Source organism: Streptomyces sp. NPDC002566 (assembly GCF_042889585.1).
GTDB lineage: Bacteria > Actinomycetota > Actinomycetes > Streptomycetales > Streptomycetaceae > Streptomyces.
Window position 1 is genome coordinate 68,985 of sequence record NZ_JBIARD010000011.1, and the last position, 22,447, is coordinate 91,431.

General features: G+C 72.7%; 19 protein-coding genes. 17 read left to right on the forward strand and 2 right to left on the reverse strand.

The features are described from left to right. Positions 1–137: 137 nt before the first annotated feature. The gene (gene bldD, locus ACFYXA_RS32855; RefSeq protein ID WP_020128858.1) at positions 138–638 is read right to left on the reverse strand and encodes a transcriptional regulator BldD; all 501 of its coding nucleotides are present in this window, start codon (positions 636–638) and stop codon (positions 138–140) included. Between the two features lie 254 nt (positions 639–892). Between bldD and pyrR the strand changes: the two genes are divergently transcribed. The 14 genes from pyrR to ACFYXA_RS32925 all read left to right on the forward strand — a co-directional run bounded on the left by pyrR (position 893) and on the right by ACFYXA_RS32925 (position 17,604). Next, positions 893–1,477 (forward strand): bifunctional pyr operon transcriptional regulator/uracil phosphoribosyltransferase PyrR, encoded by a 585-nt coding sequence (gene pyrR, locus ACFYXA_RS32860; protein WP_130444521.1) that lies wholly within the window; start codon positions 893–895, stop codon positions 1,475–1,477. Between the two features lie 102 nt (positions 1,478–1,579). Continuing rightward, positions 1,580–2,569, forward strand: coding sequence for an aspartate carbamoyltransferase catalytic subunit (locus ACFYXA_RS32865; protein ID WP_351097317.1), 990 nt, complete (start codon positions 1,580–1,582; stop codon positions 2,567–2,569). A gap of 6 nt (positions 2,570–2,575) precedes the next feature. Continuing rightward, complete coding sequence (locus tag ACFYXA_RS32870) at positions 2,576–3,862, forward strand: dihydroorotase (RefSeq protein WP_352248038.1); 1,287 nt, start codon at positions 2,576–2,578, stop codon at positions 3,860–3,862. Next, the gene (locus ACFYXA_RS32875; RefSeq protein ID WP_352248040.1) at positions 3,859–4,425 is read left to right on the forward strand and encodes a hypothetical protein; all 567 of its coding nucleotides are present in this window, start codon (positions 3,859–3,861) and stop codon (positions 4,423–4,425) included. Before ACFYXA_RS32870 ends, ACFYXA_RS32875 begins: the two co-directional genes overlap by 4 nt. After that, positions 4,422–5,564 (forward strand): glutamine-hydrolyzing carbamoyl-phosphate synthase small subunit, encoded by a 1,143-nt coding sequence (gene carA, locus ACFYXA_RS32880; protein WP_389039809.1) that lies wholly within the window; start codon positions 4,422–4,424, stop codon positions 5,562–5,564. The genes ACFYXA_RS32875 and carA overlap by 4 nt, the downstream gene beginning before the upstream one ends. Then, positions 5,557–8,865, forward strand: a complete 3,309-nt coding sequence (carB, locus tag ACFYXA_RS32885; RefSeq protein ID WP_389039813.1) for a carbamoyl-phosphate synthase large subunit — start codon at positions 5,557–5,559, stop codon at positions 8,863–8,865. The genes carA and carB overlap by 8 nt, the downstream gene beginning before the upstream one ends. Before the next feature lie 64 nt (positions 8,866–8,929). Further along, positions 8,930–10,036 (forward strand): quinone-dependent dihydroorotate dehydrogenase, encoded by a 1,107-nt coding sequence (locus tag ACFYXA_RS32890; protein WP_389039816.1) that lies wholly within the window; start codon positions 8,930–8,932, stop codon positions 10,034–10,036. After that, entirely contained in the window at positions 10,033–10,884 is an 852-nt protein-coding gene (pyrF, locus tag ACFYXA_RS32895; protein WP_389039819.1) for an orotidine-5'-phosphate decarboxylase, read from the forward strand. Before ACFYXA_RS32890 ends, pyrF begins: the two co-directional genes overlap by 4 nt. Positions 10,885–11,162: 278 nt before the next feature. After that, positions 11,163–11,486, forward strand: a complete 324-nt coding sequence (locus ACFYXA_RS32900; RefSeq protein ID WP_130444535.1) for an integration host factor — start codon at positions 11,163–11,165, stop codon at positions 11,484–11,486. 60 nt (positions 11,487–11,546) lie between these two features. Continuing rightward, positions 11,547–12,140, forward strand: coding sequence for a guanylate kinase (gmk, locus tag ACFYXA_RS32905; RefSeq protein ID WP_130444537.1), 594 nt, complete (start codon positions 11,547–11,549; stop codon positions 12,138–12,140). 50 nt (positions 12,141–12,190) lie between these two features. Beyond that, complete coding sequence (gene rpoZ, locus ACFYXA_RS32910; protein ID WP_003977348.1) at positions 12,191–12,463, forward strand: DNA-directed RNA polymerase subunit omega; 273 nt, start codon at positions 12,191–12,193, stop codon at positions 12,461–12,463. Positions 12,464–12,622: 159 nt separating this feature from the next. Continuing rightward, a complete protein-coding gene (gene coaBC / locus ACFYXA_RS32915) occupies positions 12,623–13,825 on the forward strand; it encodes a bifunctional phosphopantothenoylcysteine decarboxylase/phosphopantothenate--cysteine ligase CoaBC (protein ID WP_389039824.1) in 1,203 nt (400 codons plus the stop codon). Between the two features lie 252 nt (positions 13,826–14,077). Beyond that, entirely contained in the window at positions 14,078–15,286 is a 1,209-nt protein-coding gene (metK, locus tag ACFYXA_RS32920; protein ID WP_351097332.1) for a methionine adenosyltransferase, read from the forward strand. Between the two features lie 131 nt (positions 15,287–15,417). Beyond that, on the forward strand, positions 15,418–17,604 hold the full coding sequence (locus ACFYXA_RS32925) for a primosomal protein N' (protein ID WP_389039827.1): 2,187 nt from the start codon (positions 15,418–15,420) through the stop codon (positions 17,602–17,604). A gap of 674 nt (positions 17,605–18,278) precedes the next feature. On the opposite strand, the gene ACFYXA_RS32930 is transcribed toward ACFYXA_RS32925, so the two are convergent. Further along, complete coding sequence (locus ACFYXA_RS32930; protein WP_352248055.1) at positions 18,279–18,824, reverse strand: hypothetical protein; 546 nt, start codon at positions 18,822–18,824, stop codon at positions 18,279–18,281. A gap of 325 nt (positions 18,825–19,149) precedes the next feature. Here ACFYXA_RS32930 and fmt point away from each other — a divergent pair, with 325 nt between their 5' ends. The 3 genes from fmt to rpe all read left to right on the forward strand — a co-directional run bounded on the left by fmt (position 19,150) and on the right by rpe (position 22,417). Further along, on the forward strand, positions 19,150–20,082 hold the full coding sequence (gene fmt / locus ACFYXA_RS32935) for a methionyl-tRNA formyltransferase (protein WP_389039831.1): 933 nt from the start codon (positions 19,150–19,152) through the stop codon (positions 20,080–20,082). A 123-nt stretch (positions 20,083–20,205) separates the two neighbouring features. Next, positions 20,206–21,630, forward strand: coding sequence for an RsmB/NOP family class I SAM-dependent RNA methyltransferase (locus ACFYXA_RS32940; RefSeq protein WP_389039834.1), 1,425 nt, complete (start codon positions 20,206–20,208; stop codon positions 21,628–21,630). A 100-nt stretch (positions 21,631–21,730) separates the two neighbouring features. After that, on the forward strand, positions 21,731–22,417 hold the full coding sequence (rpe, locus tag ACFYXA_RS32945; RefSeq protein WP_130444550.1) for a ribulose-phosphate 3-epimerase: 687 nt from the start codon (positions 21,731–21,733) through the stop codon (positions 22,415–22,417). Positions 22,418–22,447 lie beyond the last annotated feature (30 nt).

The following is a 22,447-nucleotide window of genomic DNA, read 5'->3' on the forward strand; positions in this document are numbered from 1 at the left end:
CCGCGGGGGGGGGGGGGCCGGGCCCCCCGGCACCGACGGCGGTGTTGGGGGCCGCCGATCTCCTACGGGGCGGGGGGGGGCGAACCTCTGGGTGGCCGCCCACCCCGGCGGTACGTTTCTGCTGGGCCCCCTGGGGCTCAGCCCTCCTCGTGGGAGACGGCGCGACGCGCGTCCGCGTCCAGGACGCCCCAGCTGATCAGCTGCTCGGTGAGGACCGAGGGCGACTGGTCGTAGATGACGGCGAGCGTGCGCAGGTCGTCCTGGCGGATCGAGAGCACCTTGCCGTTGTAGTCACCGCGCTGGGACTGGATCGTCGCCGCGTACCGCTGAAGGGGGCCGGCCTTCTCCACCGGCACGTGGGCCAGCCGCTCCAGGTCCAGGACCAGCTTCGGCGGGGGCTCCGCCGCGCCGCCCGGGGTGGTGCCGGGAAGGAGCTCCTGCACGGGGACGCCGTAGAAATCGGCCAGCTCCGCGAGCCGCTGCACGGTCACGGCGCGGTCGCCGCGCTCGTAGGACCCGACCACGACCGCCTTCCAGCGTCCCTGGGACTTCTCCTCGACACCGTGGAGGGAAAGGCCCTGCTGGGTGCGGATCGCCCGGAGCTTGGCCCCGAGCTGTTTGGCGTATTCGCTGGACATATGGCTCCCGGCACTGGGTCGACGCGACTGGAGCTTGGTTTCCATGCCGCGCGGTTGGTAACTCACTGTGAGGTTACGCAGCGTGATTCTTCTGCGTCAAGCCGAATGGTCCACCCCGACGCTTCCGTGGTATCGATGGCCGATTACGCCAAGGGGGTGATCGGGGGCGTCCCCGGGGCCTGCTACCGTGGATGGCGCAAATCCGACGTCCTTTAAGGTCCGTCCCGTGAGGCGGAGAAGGGGGTCCGTTTCGTATGGACAAGCAGCAGGACACGCAAGCGTCAGAGGCGAGGCCCGTCCTCGAAGGCCCTGACATCGCACGGGTGCTGACCCGTATCGCCCACGAGATCGTCGAACGCGCCAAGGGCGCCGACGACGTGGTGCTCCTCGGCATCCCGACCCGGGGCGTCTTCCTCGGCCGCCGGCTCGCCGCCAAGCTGGAGCAGATCACCGAGCGGAAGATCCCGGTCGGCTCGCTCGACATCACCATGTACCGGGACGACCTGCGCATGCATCCGCCGCGCGCGCTGGCCCGCACCGAGATCCCCGGTGACGGCATCGACGGCAAGCTGGTCGTCCTCGTCGACGACGTGCTCTTCTCCGGCCGCACCATCCGCGCCGCCCTCGACGCCCTGAACGACATCGGGCGCCCGCGCGCGGTGCAGCTTGCGGTCCTGGTCGACCGCGGCCACCGCGAACTGCCCATCCGCGCCGACTACGTCGGCAAGAACCTCCCCACGTCGCTGCGGGAGACGGTCAAGGTCCAGCTCGCCGAGGAGGACGGTCGCGACACCGTGCTGCTCGGTGCGAAGCAGACCGCCCCGGGCGCGCAGCAGTAGCTGTCCGGCCTATGCCACGCGTGCGTGCCTCCGCGCGCCCGTGTGCCCGAAAAGTCCCCCCTGTCTCACTTGTCTTCACTTGCCTTCAACGGAGCCTGACAGATGCAGCGTCATCTCATCTCGGCCGCCGACCTCACCCGCGACGACGCCGTCCACATCCTCGACACCGCCGAGGAGATGGCCCGGGTCGCCGACCGGCCCATCAAGAAGCTGCCGACCCTGCGCGGCCGCACCGTGGTCAACCTCTTCTTCGAGGACTCCACCCGCACCCGGATCTCCTTCGAGGCCGCCGAGAAGCGCCTCTCCGCCGACGTCATCAACTTCACCGCCAAGGGCTCCAGCGTCTCCAAGGGCGAATCCCTGAAGGACACCGCCCAGACGCTGGAGGCCATGGGCGTCGACGCCGTCGTCATCCGGCACGGCGCGTCCGGGGCCCCCTACCGCCTGGCCAACTCCGGCTGGATCGACGCGGCCGTCATCAACGCCGGCGACGGCACCCACCAGCACCCCACCCAGGCCCTGCTGGACGCCTTCACCATGCGCCGCCGGCTCGTCGGACGGGACGCCGGCCTCGGCCAGGACCTGTCCGGCCGGCGCATCACCCTCGTCGGCGACGTCCTGCACAGCCGGGTCGCCCGCTCCAACGTCGACCTGCTGCACACCCTCGGCGCGGAGGTCACCCTGGTCGCCCCGCCCACCCTGGTGCCCGTCGGCGTCGAGACCTGGCCCTGCGAGGTGTCGTACGACCTCGACCGCACGCTGCCCAAGTCCGACGCGGTGATGATGCTGCGCGTCCAGCGCGAGCGGATGAACGCGGCGTTCTTCCCGACCGAGCGCGAGTACTCCCGCCGCTACGGCCTCGACGGCGACCGCATGGCGCGGATGCCCGAGCACGCGATCGTGATGCACCCCGGGCCGATGGTCCGGGGCATGGAGATCACCGCCGAGGTCGCCGACTCCGACCGGTGCACCGTCGTCGAACAGGTCGCCAACGGGGTGTCCATCCGCATGGCCGTCCTGTACCTGCTCCTGGGCGGCAACGAACCCGCCGTCAGCCACGCCCGTACCACCGCTTCCACCGAGGAGAAGTAAGCGACCATGAGCAAGATCCTGATCCGTGGTGCGAAGGTGCTCGGCGGCGAGCCGCAGGACGTCCTGATCGACGGCGAGGTCGTCGCGGCCGTCGGGACCGGACTGTCCGCCGAGGGCGCGGAGGTCGTCGAGGCGGCGGGCAAGGTGCTGCTGCCGGGCCTGGTCGACCTGCACACCCATCTGCGCGAGCCCGGCCGCGAGGACTCCGAGACCGTCCTCACCGGCACCCGCGCCGCCGCCTCCGGCGGCTACACCGCCGTGTTCGCCATGGCCAACACCTTCCCCGTGGCCGACACCGCCGGCGTGGTCGAGCAGGTCTACCGGCTCGGCAAGGAGCACGGCTACTGCGACGTGCAGCCCATCGGCGCGGTCACCGTCGGCCTGGAGGGCCGCAAGCTCGCCGAGCTGGGCGCCATGCACGAGTCGGCCGCCGGGGTCACCGTCTTCTCCGACGACGGCAAGTGCGTCGACGACGCCGTGATCATGCGGCGCGCCCTTGAGTACGTGAAGGCCTTCGGCGGGGTCGTCGCCCAGCACGCGCAGGAGCCGCGGCTGACCGAGGGCGCCCAGATGAACGAGGGCGTCGTCTCGGCCGAGCTGGGCCTCGGGGGCTGGCCCGCGGTCGCCGAGGAGTCGATCATCGCCCGGGACGTGCTGCTCGCCGAGCACGTCGGCTCCCGCGTCCACATCTGCCACCTCTCCACCGCCGGCTCCGTCGAGATCGTCCGCTGGGCCAAGTCCCGCGGCATCGACGTCACCGCCGAGGTCACCCCGCACCACCTCCTCCTCACGGATGAGCTGGTGCGCTCCTACAACCCCGTCTACAAGGTCAACCCGCCGCTGCGCACCGAGCGTGACGTGCACGCCCTGCGCGAGGCGCTCGCCGACGGCACCATCGACATCGTCGCCACCGATCACGCCCCGCACCCGCACGAGGACAAGGACTGCGAGTGGGCCGCCGCCGCCATGGGCATGGTCGGCCTGGAGACCGCGCTGTCGGTGGTCCAGGAGACGATGGTCGACACCGGCCTGCTGGACTGGGCCCAGGTCGCCGACCGCATGTCCTTCGCGCCCGCGCGCATCGGCCGGGCCGCCGGCCACGGGCGTCCCGTCTCGGCAGGTGAGCCCGCCAACCTCACGCTCGTCGACTCGGCATACCGTGGACAGGTGGACCCCGCGGGCTTCGCCTCACGCAGCCGCAACACCCCCTACGAGGGGCGCGAGCTGCCGGGCCGTGTCACGCACACCTGGCTGCGGGGCAAGGCCACCCTCGTCGACGGGAAGCTCACGTGACACCTGTGATCCTGCTGGCGGCCGACAAGGAGTCGGCCGAAGTGACCGACTGGGCCGCCCGCGCCGGCTGGGTCGTCGGCCTCGCCCTGTTCGTCGCGCTCGTCTACTGGCTGATGCGCGAGGGCTGGAAGTGGCGCGGCACGCTCCAGGGCGACCTGCCCGAGCTGCCGGCCGCGCCGGACGACCCGGGCCCGGCGAGACTGACCATGAGCGGCCGCTACCACGGCTCCACCACCGCGGGGCAGTGGCTCGACCGCATCGTGGCGCAGGGCCTGGGCACCCGCAGCCGTGTCGAGCTCACCCTCACGGACGCCGGAGTGGACGTCGTACGCCCCGGTGCGAGCGACTTCTTCATCCCGGCCGGCGCGCTGCGCGAGGCGGTCCTCGGCAAGGGCATCGCCGGCAAGGTCCTCACCGAGGGCGGACTGCTCGTGGTGACCTGGGCGCACGGCGACCGGCTGATCGACTCCGGCTTCCGGTCCGACCACGCGGCCGAGCACCGCACATGGGTCGACGCCATCAACTCAATGACCAAGAACAACACGACGGAAGGCGCACGATGACGACCTCCACCAGGGGGACCTCGAAGGTCCCCGCCGTACTCGTCCTGGAGGACGGCCGGATCTTCCGCGGCCGCGCCTACGGGGCCGTGGGGGAGACCTTCGGCGAGGCGGTGTTCTCCACCGGCATGACCGGCTACCAGGAGACCCTGACCGACCCGTCGTACGACCGGCAGATCGTCGTCGCCACCGCCCCGCAGATCGGCAACACCGGCTGGAACGACGAGGACGACGAGTCCCGCCGCATCTGGGTCTCCGGCTACGTCGTGCGCGACCCCGCGCGCGTGCCGTCCAACTGGCGGGCCAAGCGGTCCCTCGACGACGAGCTGGTCGCACAGAACGTGGTCGGCATCTCCGGCATCGACACCCGCGCCCTCACCCGTCACCTGCGCGAGCGCGGCTCCATGCGGGCCGGGATCTTCTCCGGCGAGGCGATCGCCGCCGAGGCCGACCTCGTCGCCCGGGTGCAGGCCCAGCCGCAGATGAAGGGCGCGAGCCTCTACGAGGAGGTCGCCACCCAGGAGGCGTACGTCGTCCCCGCGGTCGGCGAGAAGCGGTTCACGGTCGCCGCCATCGACCTGGGCATCAAGGGCATGACCCCGCACCGCATGGCCGAACGCGGCATCGAGGTGCATGTGCTGCCCGCCACGGCCACCGCCGACGAGGTGTACGCCGTGGACCCCGACGGCGTGTTCTTCTCCAACGGCCCGGGCGACCCGGCCACCGCGGACGGCCCGGTCGCGCTGATGAGCGAGGTGCTGGAGCGGAAGACGCCTCTGTTCGGCATCTGTTTCGGCAACCAGATCCTCGGCCGCGCCCTCGGCTTCGGCACCTACAAGCTGAAGTACGGTCACCGCGGCATCAACCAGCCGGTGCAGGACCGTACGACCGGCAAGGTCGAGGTCACCGCGCACAACCACGGCTTCGCCGTGGACGCGCCGCTCGACCAGGTCAGCGAGACGAAGTTCGGCCGCGCCGAGGTCTCCCACGTCTGCCTGAACGACGATGTCGTGGAGGGGCTCCAGCTGCTCGACCAGCCGGCCTTCTCCGTGCAGTACCACCCCGAAGCCGCCGCCGGCCCGCACGACGCCGCCTACCTGTTCGACCGCTTCGTTTCCCTGATGGAGGGCCAGCGTGCCTAAGCGCACCGATATCCAGTCCGTCCTGGTCATCGGCTCCGGCCCGATCGTCATCGGCCAGGCCGCCGAGTTCGACTACTCCGGAACCCAGGCGTGCCGGGTGCTGAAGTCCGAGGGCCTCAGGGTCATCCTCGTGAACTCAAACCCGGCGACGATCATGACCGACCCGGAGATCGCCGACGCCACCTACGTCGAGCCGATCACCCCCGAGTTCGTCGAGAAGATCATCGCCAAGGAGCGCCCCGACGCCCTGCTGCCCACCCTGGGCGGCCAGACGGCCCTCAACACGGCGATCTCCCTCGCCGAGAGCGGCGTCCTGGACAAGCACGGCGTCGAGCTGATCGGCGCCAACGTCGAGGCCATCAACAAGGGCGAGGACCGCGACCTGTTCAAGGAGGTCGTCGAGGAGGTCCGCCGCAAGATCGGCCACGGCGAGTCCGCCCGCTCGGTCATCTGCCACACCATGGACGAGGTCATCGCCGGCGTCGACACGCTCGGCGGCTACCCGGTCGTCGTGCGCCCCTCCTTCACCATGGGCGGCGCCGGCTCCGGCTTCGCCCACGACGAGGAGGAGCTGCGCCGCATCGCCGGCCAGGGCCTCACGCTCTCCCCGACCACCGAGGTGCTCCTGGAGGAGTCCATCCTCGGCTGGAAGGAGTACGAGCTGGAGCTGATGCGCGACAAGAACGACAACGTCGTAGTCGTCTGCTCCATCGAGAACTTCGACCCGATGGGCGTGCACACCGGCGACTCGATCACCGTCGCCCCGGCGATGACGCTCACCGACCGCGAGTACCAGATCCTCCGTGACGTCGGCATCGCCGTGATCCGCGAGGTCGGCGTCGACACCGGCGGCTGCAACATCCAGTTCGCGGTGAACCCCGAGGACGGCCGGGTCATCGTCATCGAGATGAACCCGCGCGTGTCGCGCTCCTCGGCCCTCGCCTCCAAGGCGACCGGCTTCCCGATCGCCAAGATCGCCGCCAAGCTCGCCGTCGGCTACACCCTCGACGAGATCCCCAACGACATCACCCAGGAGACCCCGGCCTCCTTCGAGCCCACGCTCGACTACGTGGTCGTCAAGGCCCCCCGGTTCGCCTTCGAGAAGTTCCCCTCCGCCGACTCCACGCTGACCACCACCATGAAGTCGGTCGGCGAGGCCATGGCCATCGGCCGCAACTTCACCGAGGCCTTCCAGAAGGCGCTGCGCTCGCTGGAGAAGAAGGGCAGCCAGTTCACCTTCGTGGGCGAGCCCGGCGACAAGACCGCGCTGCTCGAAGAGGCGGTCCGTCCCACCGACGGCCGCATCAACACCGTCATGCAGGCCATCCGCGCGGGCGCCACGCCCGAGGAGGTCTTCGACTACACGAAGATCGACCCCTGGTTCGTCGACCAGCTCTTCCTGATCAAGGAGATCGCCGAAGAGCTGGCCGCCGCCGACCGCCTCGACGCCGACCTGCTCGCCGAGGCCAAGCGGCACGGCTTCTCCGACCAGCAGATCGCCGAGATCCGCGGGCTGCGCGAGGACGTCGTGCGCGAGGTGCGGCACGCCCTGGGCGTCCGCCCCGTCTACAAGACGGTCGACACCTGCGCCGCCGAGTTCGCCGCGAAGACCCCGTACTTCTACTCCTCCTACGACGAGGAGAACGAGGTCGCCCCGCGCGAGAAGCCGGCCGTCATCATCCTGGGCTCCGGTCCCAACCGCATCGGCCAGGGCATCGAGTTCGACTACTCCTGCGTCCACGCCTCCTTCGCGCTGTCCGACGCCGGGTACGAGACCGTGATGGTCAACTGCAACCCGGAGACCGTCTCCACCGACTACGACACCTCCGACCGCCTGTACTTCGAGCCGCTGACGCTCGAGGACGTGCTGGAGATCGTGCACGCGGAGGCGCAGGCCGGCCCCATCGCCGGCGTCGTCGTCCAGCTCGGCGGCCAGACCCCGCTGGGCCTGGCGCAGGCGCTCAAGGACAACGGCGTGCCGATCGTCGGCACCCCGCCCGAGGCGATCCACGCCGCCGAGGACCGCGGCGCCTTCGGCCGGGTCCTCGCCGAGGCGGGCCTGCCGGCCCCCAAGCACGGCACGGCCACCACCTTCGCCGAGGCCAAGGCCATCGCCGACGAGATCGGCTACCCGGTCCTGGTGCGGCCCTCGTACGTCCTCGGCGGGCGCGGCATGGAGATCGTCTACGACGAGACCCGGCTCTCGTCCTACATCGCCGAGTCGACCGAGATCAGCCCCTCCCGGCCGGTCCTCGTCGACCGCTTCCTCGACGACGCCATCGAGATCGACGTCGACGCGCTCTACGACGGCGACGAGCTCTACCTCGGCGGCGTCATGGAGCACATCGAGGAGGCCGGCATCCACTCCGGCGACTCGGCGTGCGCCCTGCCCCCCATCACCCTCGGCGGCTTCGACATCAAGCGCCTGCGCGCCTCCACCGAGGCCATCGCCCACGGCGTCGGCGTGCGCGGCCTGATCAACATCCAGTTCGCGATGGCCGGTGACATCCTCTACGTCCTGGAGGCCAACCCGCGCGCGTCCCGCACGGTCCCCTTCACCTCCAAGGCGACCGCGGTGCCGCTGGCCAAGGCCGCCGCCCGGATCTCGCTCGGCGCGACCATCGCCGAACTGCGCTCCGAGGGGCTCCTCCCGGCGACCGGCGACGGCGGCGAACTGCCGCTGGACGCGCCGATCTCCGTCAAGGAGGCCGTGATGCCGTGGACCCGCTTCCGGGACACCTCAGGCCGCGGCGTCGACACCGTCCTCGGCCCCGAGATGCGCTCCACCGGCGAGGTCATGGGCATCGACTCCGTCTTCGGCACGGCGTACGCCAAGTCGCAGGCGGGCGCCTACGGACCGCTGCCCACCAAGGGCCGCGCGTTCATCTCGGTCGCCAACCGCGACAAGCGCTCGATGATCTTCCCTGCGCGCGAACTGGTCGCCCACGGCTTCGAGCTGCTCGCCACCTCCGGCACCGCCGAGGTCCTCAAGCGCAACGGCATCAAGGCCACCGTCGTGCGCAAGCAGTACGAGGGCACCGGCCCGAACGGCGAGAAGACCATCGTGCAGCTCATCCACGACGGCGAGGTCGACCTCATCGTCAACACCCCCTACGGCACCGGCGGCCGTCTCGACGGCTACGAGATCCGCACGGCGGCCGTGGCCCGCTCCGTGCCGTGCCTGACGACGGTGCAGGCGCTCGCCGCCGCCGTCCAGGGCATCGACGCCCTCAACCACGGCGACGTGGGCGTCCGTTCGCTCCAGGAACACGCGGAACACCTGACCGCGGCCCGCGACTAGCAGCCCACAGGGGGACACCGGAAACGGTGTCCCCCTCGTCATGAGGGCTCTTCATGAGGGAATCATGTACAAGATCTTCTTCACTCTCGTCTTCAAGCGGATGGACCCCGAGCGGGCCCACCACCTCGCCTTCCGCTGGATCCGCCTCGCCGCCCGCATCCCCGTCCTGCGCACCTTCGTCGCCGCCGCCCTCGCGCCCCGCCACCGGGAGCTGCGCACCGAGGCCTTCGGACTGCGCATGCACGGCCCCTTCGGGCTCGCCGCCGGCTTCGACAAGAACGCGGTCGCGATCGACGGCATGGCGATGCTCGGCTTCGACCACGTCGAGATCGGCACGGTCACCGGTGAGGCGCAGCCGGGCAACCCCAAAAAGCGGCTGTTCCGGCTGGTGCCCGACCGTGCGCTGATCAACCGCATGGGCTTCAACAACGAGGGCTCGCTGGCCGTCGCCGCCCGCCTCGCCTCCCGCGAGCCGGTCTTCAAGACGGTCGTGGGCGTCAACATCGGCAAGACCAAGGTCGTCCCCGAGGAGGAGGCCGTCGGCGACTACGTGAAGTCGACCGAGCGTCTCGCGCCGTACGCCGACTACCTGGTCGTCAACGTCTCCTCGCCCAACACCCCCGGACTGCGCAACCTCCAGGCCACCGAGGCGCTGCGCCCCCTGCTGAGCGCCGTGCGCGAGGCCGCCGACCGCACGGTGACCAACCGCCGGGTGCCGCTGCTCGTGAAGATCGCTCCGGACCTCGCCGACGAGGACGTCGACGCGGTCGCCGACCTCGCCGTGGAACTCGGCCTGGACGGCATCATCGCCACCAACACCACCATCGCACGCGAGGGCCTCGGACTGACCTCGGCTCCCGCGCTGGTCAAGGAGACCGGCGGACTGTCCGGCGCCCCGCTCAAGGCGCGCTCCCTGGAGGTGCTGCGCCGCCTCTACGCGCGCGTGGGCGACCGGATCACCCTGGTGGGCGTCGGAGGCGTCCAGAACGCCGAGGACGCCTGGCAGCGCATCCTCGCCGGCGCCACGCTCGTCCAGGGCTACAGCGCCTTCGTCTACGAGGGGCCCTTCTGGGGCCGCGCGATCCACAAGGGGCTCGCGGCCCGGCTGCGCACCAGCCCCTACGCCACGCTGGCCGACGCGGTCGGCGCCGACGTCAGGAGGACGGTATGACCCTGGAGCCCTTCGGCGCGCGGCTGCGCCGGGCCATGGACGAGCGCGGCCCGCTGTGCGTCGGCATCGACCCGCACGCCTCCCTGCTCGCCGAGTGGGGCCTGAACGACGACGTCGCCGGGCTGGAGCGGTTCAGCCGGACGGTCGTCGAGGCGCTGGCCGGCCGGGTCGCCGTCCTGAAGCCGCAGGCGGCCTTCTTCGAACGCTTCGGCTCCCGCGGCGTCGCCGTGCTGGAGAAGTCGGTCGAGGAGGCGCGGGCGGCCGGCGCGCTGGTCGTGATGGACGCCAAGCGCGGCGACATCGGCTCGACCATGGCCGCCTACGCCGAGGCCTTCCTGCACAAGGACGCACCGCTGTTCTCCGACGCCCTCACCGTCTCGCCGTACCTCGGCTACGGTTCGCTCTCGCCGGCGGTGGCGATGGCGCGGGAGAGCGGCGCCGGACTGTTCGTGCTGGCGCTGACCTCCAACCCGGAGGGCCGCGAGGTGCAGCACGCGGTGCGTGTGGAGGACCACGCCGGCCGCAACGTGGGCGCGACGATGCTGGCGCACCTGGCCGCCGAGAACGCGGGGGAGGAGCCCCTCGGCTCCTTCGGCGCGGTCGTGGGCGCCACGCTGGGCGACCTGTCCGCGTACGACCTCGATGTCAACGGCCCGCTCCTCGCGCCCGGCATCGGGGCGCAGGGGGCGACGCCGGCCGATCTGCCGCGGGTCTTCCGAGGGGCGGTGCGCAACGTCGTCCCGAACGTCAGCCGCGGTGTGCTGCGCCACGGGCCCGACGTGGTCGCTCTGCGTGACGTCGCGGAACGGTTCGCACAGGAGATCCGCGCCGCCGTGACGGCCGTCTGAGCCTCCCCGGCCGTCCGACCGGGGGCTCCGTCGGACGGCCCGCCGGGGACGTGAGTCTGAATACAGCCCCAAATCCGGGACATTATGTCCTAAATATCCGTCCTGGCGGAGGCTGACCAGGACTTTTCCTTGGTTCTCGCTGACTCCGGCGGAGTTGGCCGCTAGTCTCCGACGGAGAGTGAACGGGCGAGCGTGTTGCTCGTCGCTCACCAGGTGTGGGGCGACTAGGTTCCTCACCGGTCCGTATCCGACAGTTCGACATCCGAGGTGACGTAGGCGTGGCTCTTCCGCCCCTTACCCCCGAACAGCGCGCAGCCGCGCTCGAGAAGGCCGCCGCGGCTCGCCGGGAGCGGGCCGAGGTCAAGAATCGACTCAAGCACTCCGGCGCCTCCCTTCACGAGGTCATCAAGCAGGGCCAGGAGAACGACGTCATCGGCAAGATGAAGGTCTCCGCCCTGCTCGAGTCGCTCCCCGGCGTGGGCAAGGTCCGCGCCAAGCAGATCATGGAGCGTCTCGGCATCTCCGAGAGCCGCCGCGTGCGCGGTCTCGGCTCCAACCAGATCGCCTCCCTGGAGCGCGAGTTCGGCGAGACCGCCAAGTGAGTCCCGGGTGCTTCGGGACGACCGTCCCGGGCACCGCGTGACAACTGGAATAATCGCTGCATGGCTGCAACACCCCGGGGGACGTCCCCCGTACCCCCGGACGCACGTCCGCGGCTGACCGTGCTCTCCGGCCCCTCCGGGGTCGGCAAGAGCACGGTCGTCGCGCATATGCGCAAGGAGCACCCCGAGCTCTGGCTCTCGGTGTCGGCGACGACCCGCAAGCCGCGCCCCGGCGAGCGGCACGGCGTCCACTACTTCTTCGTCACCGACGACGAGATGGACAAGCTGATCGCCAACGGCGAGCTGCTGGAGTGGGCCGAGTTCGCCGGCAACCGCTACGGCACCCCCCGGGCCGCCGTGCTGGAGCGGCTGGAGGCGGGCGAGCCCGTGCTCCTGGAGATCGACCTCCAGGGCGCCCGGCAGGTCCGCGAGTCCATGCCCGAGGCCCAGCTGGTCTTCCTGGCCCCTCCTTCCTGGGAGGAGCTGGTCCGCCGGCTCACCGGCCGGGGCACCGAGCCGCCCGAGGTGATCGCACGCCGTCTGGACGCGGCGAAGATCGAACTCGCGGCCGAGCCCGAGTTCGACGAGACCCTGGTCAACACCTCCGTCGAGGACGTGGCGCGTGAGCTGCTAGCCTTGACGGATGGCGTGTGATCGCGACTTTGATCACCGTTCCTCGTTTCCCATCCATCGGAAGGTAGAGCGTGTCCTCTTCCATCTCCGCGCCCGAGGGCATCATCAACCCGCCGATCGACGAGCTCCTCGAGGCCACCGACTCGAAGTACAGCCTCGTGATCTACGCGGCCAAGCGGGCCCGCCAGATCAACGCGTACTACTCGCAGCTCGGCGAGGGCCTCCTCGAGTACGTCGGTCCGCTCGTCGACACCCACGTCCACGAGAAGCCGCTCTCGATCGCCCTTCGCGAGATCAACGCGGGCCTGCTGACCTCCGAGGCCATCGAAGGCCCGGCTCAGTAGTATTTTCAGCTCGCAGTAGGTTTTTCCACAGGCCCGGCAGTCTTCTCTGCCGGGCCTGTGGTCTGCTCGGGGGAGGCGGGGGCCGGCCCCCGCCGTGATGGCAGCATGGACCCGCACGCCGGACCCACGGAGTGCGGGCGCCGAGTCCGGGGAGAGACGGTGGACAAGCCGAAGGTCGTACTGGGAGTCAGTGGTGGCATCGCCGCCTACAAGGCCTGTGAGCTGCTGCGCAGACTGACGGAGTCCGGCCATGACGTCCGGGTCGTGCCCACCGCCTCCGCGCTGCACTTCGTCGGCGCCGCCACCTGGTCCGCCCTCTCGGGCAACCCCGTCTCCACCGAGGTCTGGGACGACGTCCACGAGGTCCCGCACGTCCGCATCGGCCAGCACGCCGACCTGGTCGTCGTCGCCCCCGCCACCGCGAACACGCTCGCCAGGGCCGCCCATGGCCTCGCCGACGACCTGCTGACCAACACCCTGCTCACGGCCCGCTGCCCGGTCGTCTTCGCGCCCGCGATGCACACCGAGATGTGGGAGCACCCGGCCACCCAGGAGAACGTGGCGACGCTGCGCCGCCGCGGCGCCGTCGTCGTCGAACCGGCCGTCGGCCGTCTCACCGGCGTCGACACCGGCAAGGGGCGGCTGCCCGACCCGGCCGAGATCTTCGAGGTCTGCCGGCGCGTCCTCGCCCGGGGTGTGCGGGAGCCCGACCTCGCGGGACGGCACGTCGTCGTCAGCGCCGGCGGCACCCGCGAGCCCCTCGACCCCGTGCGCTTCCTCGGCAACCGCTCCTCCGGCAAGCAGGGCTACGCCCTCGCCCGCACCGCCGCCGCCCGCGGCGCCCGGGTCACCCTGGTCGCGGCGAACGCCGCCCTGCCCGACCCGGCGGGCGTCGACGTCGTGCACGTCGACACGGCCGTGCACCTGCGCGAGGCCGTCCTGAAGGCAGCCGCGGACGCCGACGCGGTCGTCATGGCGGCGGCCGTCGCCGACTTCCGCCCGGCGGCCTACCGGACCGGCAAGATCAAGAAGAAGGACGGCCAGGAACCCGACCCGATCGTCCTGGTGCGCAACCCCGACGTCCTCGCGGAGGTCTCCGCCGAGCGCGCCCGCCCCGGCCAGGTCGTCGTCGGCTTCGCCGCCGAGACGGACGACGTCCTGGCCAACGGCCGGGCCAAGCTGCGCCGCAAGGGCTGCGATCTGCTCGTGGTGAACGAGGTGGGGGAGCGTAAGACCTTCGGCGCCGAGGAGAACGAGGCGGTCGTGCTGGGCGCCGACGGCAGCGAGACGCCCGTGCCGCACGGCCCGAAGGAAGCCCTCGCCGACACGGTGTGGGACCTGGTGGCGCGACGCCTCGGGTGAATCTTCCGTGGAGCCGCCGCATGGCCCCCGCCGTCGGTGGGAACCTTCGTGGTCGGGGCGTGCCCCCCTGGCCAAGGGCGCACCGCATTGTGCAGAATGCGCGTGCCGCAGGTCACAGTGCTCCCGAGAGGCGAGACACCAGGACCGACGGACGAGCCAGACCGATAAACTGTTTCTCGGACGACGCCGGGCGCAGCCCCCGACGTGTCCGCCTATGATCAGCCAGCAGCCGCTGCAACCCCAGGGAGCGTTGTGTCCCGTCGCCTGTTCACCTCGGAGTCCGTGACCGAGGGTCACCCCGACAAGATCGCTGACCAGATCAGCGACACCATTCTCGACGCGCTTCTGCGCGAGGACCCGACCTCCCGGGTCGCGGTCGAGACCCTGATCACGACCGGTCTGGTGCACGTGGCCGGTGAGGTCACCACCCAGGCCTACGCGCCGATCCCCCAGCTCGTCCGGGAGAAGATCCTCGAGATCGGCTACGACTCCTCCAAGAAGGGCTTCGACGGCGCCTCCTGCGGCGTCTCGGTGTCCATCGGTGCGCAGTCCCCCGACATCGCCCAAGGCGTCGACACGGCGTACGAGTCCCGCGTCGAGGGCGACGAGGACGAGCTGGACCGCCAGGGCGCCGGCGACCAGGGCCTGATGTTCGGCTACGCGTCCGACGAGACGCCCACGCTGATGCCGCTGCCGATCTTCCTGGCGCACCGCCTGTCCAAGCGCCTGTCGGACGTCCGCAAGAACGGGACCATCCCCTACCTGCGCCCCGACGGCAAGACCCAGGTCACCATCGAGTACGACGGCGACAAGGCGGTCCGCCTGGACACGGTCGTCGTCTCCTCGCAGCACGCGTCCGACATCGACCTGGACTCGCTGCTCACGCCGGACATCCGCGAGTTCGTCGTGGAGCCGGAGCTGCAGGCGCTCCTCGGCGAGGGCATCAAGCTCGACACCGAGAACTACCGTCTGCTGGTCAACCCCACCGGCCGCTTCGAGATCGGCGGCCCGATGGGCGACGCCGGCCTGACCGGCCGCAAGATCATCATCGACACCTACGGCGGCTTCGCCCGGCACGGTGGCGGCGCCTTCTCCGGCAAGGACCCGTCCAAGGTCGACCGCTCGGCCGCCTACGCGATGCGCTGGGTCGCCAAGAACGTGGTCGCCGCCGGTCTCGCCTCGCGCTGCGAGGTCCAGGTCGCCTACGCGATCGGCAAGGCCGAGCCGGTCGGTCTCTTCGTCGAGACCTTCGGCACGCACACCATCGAGCCCGAGAAGATCGAGAAGGCCATCGACGAGGTCTTCGACCTCCGCCCGGCCGCGATCATCCGCGACCTCGACCTGCTGCGCCCGATCTACGCCCAGACCGCCGCGTACGGCCACTTCGGCCGTGAGCTTCCCGAGTTCACCTGGGAGCGCACGGACCGCGTGGACGCGCTGCGCGAGGCCGCGGGTCTGTAACACGGGAGGCGGGGCCCTCGGGGCCGAGGCCGCTTCCGACCGACGCACGAGGCCCGGTCCCCTTCGAGGGGGCCGGGCCTCGGCGCGTGCGTGGGCCGTGGTTGTCGGTGCCGTTTGGTAAGAATGCAAGCGTGAGCAGCGACAACGGGCAGGGGGGCGGCGGGGCCGGGGAGGCCGCGGCGCCGGAGCAGCTCGCGCTGATCCGGGAGAGCGTGCGCAAGGCGAAGGCGCCCCGGGCCAAGCCGCGGACCTGGCGGGGGGCCGCGCTGGCGGAGGAACTGCCGGTCGCGCGGGTCCTCGTCGACAAGGGTGTGCTGCATCTCGACCGCTACTTCGACTACGCGGTGCCGGCCGAGCTGGACGCCGAGGCGCAGCCGGGGGTGCGGGTGCGGGTGCGGTTCGGCGCCGGGCGGGGGCGGGTGCGCGAGGGGCGGCGCGAGGGCGGCGGGCTCATCGACGGTTTCCTCGTCGAGCGGCTGGCCGCGTCCGACTACTCCGGCCCGCTGGCGGCCCTCGCCCAGGTGGTGTCGCCCGAGCCGGTGCTGAGCCCGGAACTCCTCGGGCTGGCGCGGGCCGTCGCCGACCGGTACGCGGGGAGCCTCGCCGACGTGCTGCAGCTCGCGGTGCCCCCGCGCAGCGCCAAGGCGGAACAGCAGCCCTCGCCCGCGCCGCTGCCGCCGCCGAGGAGCCCCGAGGCGGGCACCTGGGCGCGCTACGAGCACGGGCCTGCGTTCCTGGACGCCCTGGCCTCGGGCGCGTCTCCACGGGCCGTGTGGAACGCCCTGCCCGGGCCCGAGTGGGGCGAGGAGCTCGCGCGGGCCGTCGCCGCGACGCTGGCCTCCGGGCGCGGCGCCCTCGTCGTCGTGCCGGACGGGCGTGCCGCCGCGCGGGTGGACGCCGCGCTGACCGCCCTGCTGGGCGAGGGGCGGCACGCGCTGCTGACCGCCGACGCCGGGCCGCAGAAGCGGTACCGGGAGTGGCTCGCCGTGCGACGCGGGGCCGTACGGGCCGTCGTCGGGACGCGGGCCGCCATGTTCGCCCCCGTGCGCGACCTCGGGCTGGTGGCCGTCTGGGACGACGGCGACGACAGCCACAGCGAGCAGCACGCTCCGCAGCCGCACGCCCGCGATGTGCTGATGCTGCGCGCCGCACAGGACAAGTGCGGCTTTCTGATGGGGGGTTGGAGCTGCACCGTGGAGGGCGCCCAGCTCGTCGAGAGCGGCTGGGCGCGGCCCCTGGCCGCGGGGCGGGAGCAGGTGCGGCGGGCGGCTCCGCTGGTGCGGACGGTGGGCGATCAGGATCTCGCCCGGGACGAGGCCGCGCGTGCCGCCCGGCTGCCGACGCTCGCCTGGCAGGCCGTGCGGGAGGGGCTGCGTCAGGGACCGGTGCTGGTGCAGGTGCCGCGCCGGGGGTACGTGCCGCGGCTGGCGTGCGCGGACTGCCGGGCGCCGGCGCGCTGCGGGCACTGTTCGGGTCCGTTTGAAGCGCGGGACGGCGGCACCGCCCTGGCGTGCGGCTGGTGCGGGCGCGAGGAGGGTGCGTGGCACTGCCCGGAGTGCGGGGGGTTCCGGATGCGGGCCCAGGTCGTGGGGGCGCGGCGGACCGCCGAGGAGCTGGGGCGGGCGTTCCCGGCGGTGCCGGTGCGCACCTCGGGGCGGGAGCATGTGCTGGACACCGTGCCGGGTGCGCCGGCGCTCGTGGTGAGCACGCCGGGCGCGGAACCCGTCGCCGAGGGCGGGTACGCGGCCGCGCTGCTGCTGGACGGCTGGGCCATGCTGGGGCGGCCCGACCTGCGGGCCGGGGAGGACGCGCTGCGGCGCTGGATCGCGGCGGCCTCGCTGGTGCGGCCGCAGGGGGACGGCGGGACGGTGGTCGTCGTCGCCGAGCCGACGCTGCGGCCCGTGCAGGCGCTGGTGCGGTGGGACCCGGTCGGCCACGCCGTGCGGGAGCTGGCCGAGCGGGCCGAGCTGGGCTTCCCGCCGGTGTCGCGGATGGCGTCGGTGACGGGGGCGGGTGAGGCGGTCGCGGCGTTCCTGGGCGCGGTGGAGCTGCCGGGGGAGGCGGAGGTGCTGGGGCCCGTTCCCGTGCCGCCCACCCCGGCGGGCCGGCCGCGCCGCCCCGGCGCGCCACCGCCGGGCGAACACTGGGAACGGGCGCTGATCCGTGTCCCACCGGGCCGCGGAACCGCACTGGCCGCGGCGCTGAAGACCGCCCAGGCGGCCCGCATGGCCCGCAGCGGGGGCACGGGCGGCCCGACCGCGGGAAGCGGCGCGGGCACCCCGGTGTGGGTACGGATCGACCCGCCGGACATCGGCTGAGGCACGGTTCCCGGCGGCCGGGGTGCCCCGCGTTGTCGGCCGGGTGGCGTGGACTTCGCCGCTGGGATGCCGCTGTCCAGTCGGTCACGACGGCCCTGCGGGCGCGGGCACGCCGGTGTGGGTGCGGATCGACCTGCCGAGGATGGGCTGAGGGGCGGTTCCGGGCGGCCGGGGTGCCCCGCGTTGTCGGCCGGGTGGCGTGGGCTTCGCCGGCTGGGACGCCGCTGTCCAGTCGGTCACGTCGGCCCTGCGGGCGCGGGCACTCCGGTGTGGGTACGGATCGACCTGCCGAGCATGGGCTGAGGGGCGGTTCTGGGCGGCCGGGGTGCCCCGCGTTGTCGGCCGGGTGGCGTGGGCTTCGCGGGCCGGGACGCCGCTGTCCAGTCGGTCACGTCGGCCCTGCGGGCGCGGGCACCCCGGTGTGGGTACGGATCGACCCGCCGGACATCGGCTGAGGCGCGGGTCCCGGCGGCCGGGATACCCCGCCTTGTCGGCCGGGTGGCCTCGGTCGTAGCGGGCCGGACGCCCTTGCCTCGTCGGTCGGTCACGTCGGCCCTTGGGCCGCGGGCACCCCGGTGTGGGTGCGTGGGGCCATCCGGTGGCCGACGGGGCCGAGCGGGGAGGCGGGCTGCCCTCTCGCAGGGGCGAGAGGGCAGGGGGTGGCGGGGTGGGCGTCAGCCGTTGCGGGGGCCGGGGAAGGCCGTCGGGCGGACCTCCTCGCGCAGGGACGGGCTGCCCGCCGTCGGCTGGGTCGGCATGGAGCGGGCCGCCGGCACGGTCGGGACCGCGGCGATCCCGGCGCCCACATTCACCGTGCGGCCGCCCGCGGGCTCCGGCGCCCGCTCGGGCTCCGCGGCGGCGGTCTGGGCGGCGGCACGGCGGGCGCCGTAGCGGCGGTGGACCGCCTGCTTGGTGACGCCGAGCGCGGAGCCCACCGCGTCCCACGAGAAGCCGAGCGAACGGTCGAAGTCCACCGCCGCCGTCACCAGCGTCTCCACGCTGTCCCGCAGCTCCTGGGCGAGGCGGACCGTGGGGGCGGGGGCGCGTCCGTAGACGACGAAGCCCGTGGAGGGGCCGGAGCGGCGCGGTCGGTAGACGTTGCCCAGCTGGGCGGTGAGGGTGCGGAGCGCGTCCACCTGTCGGCGGACCCGCTCGATGTCCCGTACCAGCAAGTGCAGGCTGGCCCGGGCCTGGGCGTCGTGGGTTGCGTGGTCGGCCATGAACAAGCCTCTCGAACCGGCGATGAGGAGAAAGGGGCGGGCCGCGGTGGGGCGCGGTCCGGTGTGGTCAACTCTTTCTTGACCAACGCGGGTTCGCTCCGCTGGTCACGGTGTGGGGGCGTATGGGCATATGCGTACGCCCCCTGCGCGGGGTGCGCGCGACCGATGGCGGGCAGGCGTACGTCTCCTGCCTCCGGGCGGACGCCGGCGGAAGCAAGGCCTCCGGCACACGGCATCCCGTACTCGCCTTCCGGCTGTGCGCCCGAGCCCCAATAAACTTGGGCGTTGCCCGCCGTCCGACCCGTCCGAGAGGCCCGTCCCACCCATGAAGCTCGTCTTCGCCGGCACCCCCGAGGTCGCCGTCCCCGCCCTGGACGCCCTGATCGCCTCCGGGCGGCACGAGGTGGCCGCCGTCGTCACGCGGCCCGACGCCCCGGCCGGGCGGGGACGGCGGCTGGTCGCCTCCCCGGTGGCCCAGCGGGCCGAGGAGGCCGGCATCGAGGTGCTCAAGCCGGCCAGGCCGAAGGAGCCGGAGTTCCTTGAGCGGCTCAGGGAGATCGCGCCGGACTGCTGTCCCGTCGTCGCCTACGGCGCGCTGCTGCCCAAGGTGGCCCTCGACATCCCGGCGCACGGCTGGGTCAACCTGCACTTCTCGCTGCTGCCGGCGTGGCGGGGGGCCGCCCCCGTGCAGCACGCCGTCATGGCGGGGGACGAGATCACCGGCGCCTCCACGTTCCTCATCGAGGAGGGCCTGGACTCGGGGCCCGTCTACGGGACGGTGACGGAGGAGGTCCGCGCCACCGACACCAGCGGGGACCTGCTGACCCGGCTCGCCTTCGCGGGCGCCGGCCTCCTCGCGGCGACGATGGACGGAATCGAGGACGGCACCCTGAAGGCCGTGCCGCAGCCGCAGGACGGCGTCACCCTCGCCCCGAAGATCGCCGTGGAGGACGCGCGCGTCGACTGGGCCGCGCCGGCGCTGCGCGTCGACCGGGTCGTGCGGGGCTGCACGCCCGCGCCGGGCGCCTGGACGACGTTCCGGGGCGAGCGGCTGAAGCTGATCCAGGTGCGTCCGGTCCCGGGCCGTGACGACATCGCCCCCGGCGCGCTCGCCGTCGGCAAGAACAGCGTCCACGTCGGCACCGGCTCGTACGCCGTCGAGCTGCTGTGGGTCCAGGCCCAGGGCAAGAAGCCGATGAGCGCGGCGGACTGGGCCCGCGGGGCCCGCATCACGGAGGGCGAGCACGTAGGCGGCTGAGGCCCGGGCCCGACGGGCAGGGGCGCCGACCCGGCTTCGGCGGCCCCCGCCCGCGGTCGGGGCCCGACGGGTGCCGCGTACGCTGGGGGAGTCTGGTTCACCTTCACCCGGAGCACCTTTTTCGTGAGCGATCAGCCCCGCCGTCCCCAGCCCCGTACCACCGGCAAGCCCTACCGCCGGCCCCAGAAGGACCCCGTCCGCATCCTCGCGTTCGAGGCGCTGCGGGCCGTGGACGAGCGGGACGCGTACGCCAACCTCGTGCTGCCGCCGCTGCTGCGCAAGGCGCGCGAGGGCGGGGACTTCGACGGGCGGGACGCCGCGCTGGCCACCGAGCTGGTGTACGGGACGCTGCGGCGGCAGGGGACGTACGACGCAGTGATCGCCGCGTGCGTCGACCGGCCGCTCAGGGAGGTCGACCCGCCGGTGCTGGACGTGCTCAGCCTCGGCGCGCACCAGCTGCTCGGCACCCGCATCCCGACCCACGCCGCGGTCTCCGCCTCCGTCGAGCTCGCGCGGGTCGTGCTCGGGGACGGGCGGGCCAAGTTCGTCAACGCCGTGCTCCGCAAGGTGGCGCAGCACGACCTCGACACGTGGCTGGAGCAGGTCGCCCCGTCCTACGACGACGACCCCGAGGACCATCTCGCCGTCGTCCACTCGCACCCGAGGTGGGTCGTCTCGGCGCTGTGGGACTCCCTCGGCGGCGGCCGCAACGGCATCGAGGACCTGCTGGAGGCCGACAACGAGCGGCCCGAGGTGACGCTGGTCGCCCGGCCCGGCCGGTCCACCGTGGACGAGCTGCTGCGCGAGGAGGCCGCAGTGCCGGGCCGCTGGTCGCCGTACGCCGTGCGGCTCACCGAGGGCGGCGAGCCCGGAGCCGTCGACGCCGTGCGGGAGGGGCGGGCCGGCGTGCAGGACGAAGGCAGCCAGCTCGTCGCGCTCGCGCTCGCCGCCGCCCCGCTGGACGGACGCGACGAGCGCTGGCTCGACGGCTGCGCCGGACCCGGCGGCAAGGCCGCGCTGCTGGCGGCCCTCGCGGCCGAGCGCGGGGCGCTGCTCCTCGCCTCCGAGAAGCAGCCGCACCGGGCGGGCCTGGTGGCGAAGGCACTGGACGGCAACCCGGGCCCGTACCAGGTCATCGCGGCCGACGGGACGCGCCCGCCGTGGCGGCCCGGCTCCTTCGACCGGGTGCTGATGGACGTGCCCTGCACCGGCCTCGGCGCCCTGCGCCGCCGCCCCGAGGCGCGGTGGCGGCGCCGGCCGGAGGACCTGGAGGGCTTCGCGCCCCTCCAGCGGGGGCTGCTGCGCTCCGCGCTGGAGTCCGTGCGCGTCGGCGGCGTCGTCGGCTACGCCACCTGCTCGCCGCACCTCGCCGAGACCCGCGCCGTCGTCGCCGACGTCCTCAAGCAGCACCCCGGGGCCGAGCTGATCGACGCCCGCCCCCTGCTCCCGGACGTACCGGCCCTCGGCGACGGCCCCGACGTCCAGCTCTGGCCGCACATGCACGGCACGGACGCCATGTACCTGGCGATCCTCCGCCGCACCGCCTGACACCGGACGGGGACCCGCCCCGGGCCCGCGGCCGGCCCCACCGGTACCAGCCGGCGGACCGGTGCCACCAACCCCCGGAGGGCATGGCAGGCTTGGAGGCATGGCCGCGCAGATCAACCCCAGCATCCTGTCCGCCGACTTCGCCCGCCTCGCGGACGAGGCGAAGGCGGTGGAGGGAGCCGACTGGCTCCACGTCGACGTCATGGACAACCATTTCGTCCCGAACCTCACGCTCGGCGTGCCCGTGGTGGAGTCCCTGGCCCGGGCGACGGACACCCCGCTGGACTGCCACCTCATGATCGAGGACCCCGACCGCTGGGCCCCGCAGTACGTCGAGGCGGGCGCCTCGTCGGTCACCTTCCACGTGGAGGCGGCCGCCGCGCCCGTCCGCCTCGCCCGCGAGATCAGGGCGAAGGGCGCCCGCGCGTCCATGGCGCTCAAGCCCGCCACGCCCATCGAGCCGTACGAGGACCTGCTGCCCGAGCTGGACATGCTGCTGATCATGACGGTGGAGCCGGGCTTCGGGGGGCAGGCGTTCCTCGACATCATGCTGCCCAAGATCCGCCGCACCCGGGAGCTGATCGGCAAGCACGGCCTGCAGCTGTGGCTCCAGGTGGACGGCGGTGTCTCGGCCTCGACGATCGAGCGGTGCGCGGAAGCCGGCGCCGACGTGTTCGTGGCCGGGTCGGCGGTCTACGGCGCCGAGGACCCGGCCGAAGCGGTACGTGCATTGCGCACGCAGGCGGAAGCGGCCACCGCCAAGGCCTCCTGGGCGTGCGACCACTGAGCCACAGGTACGTGAACGGCTTTCATCGGG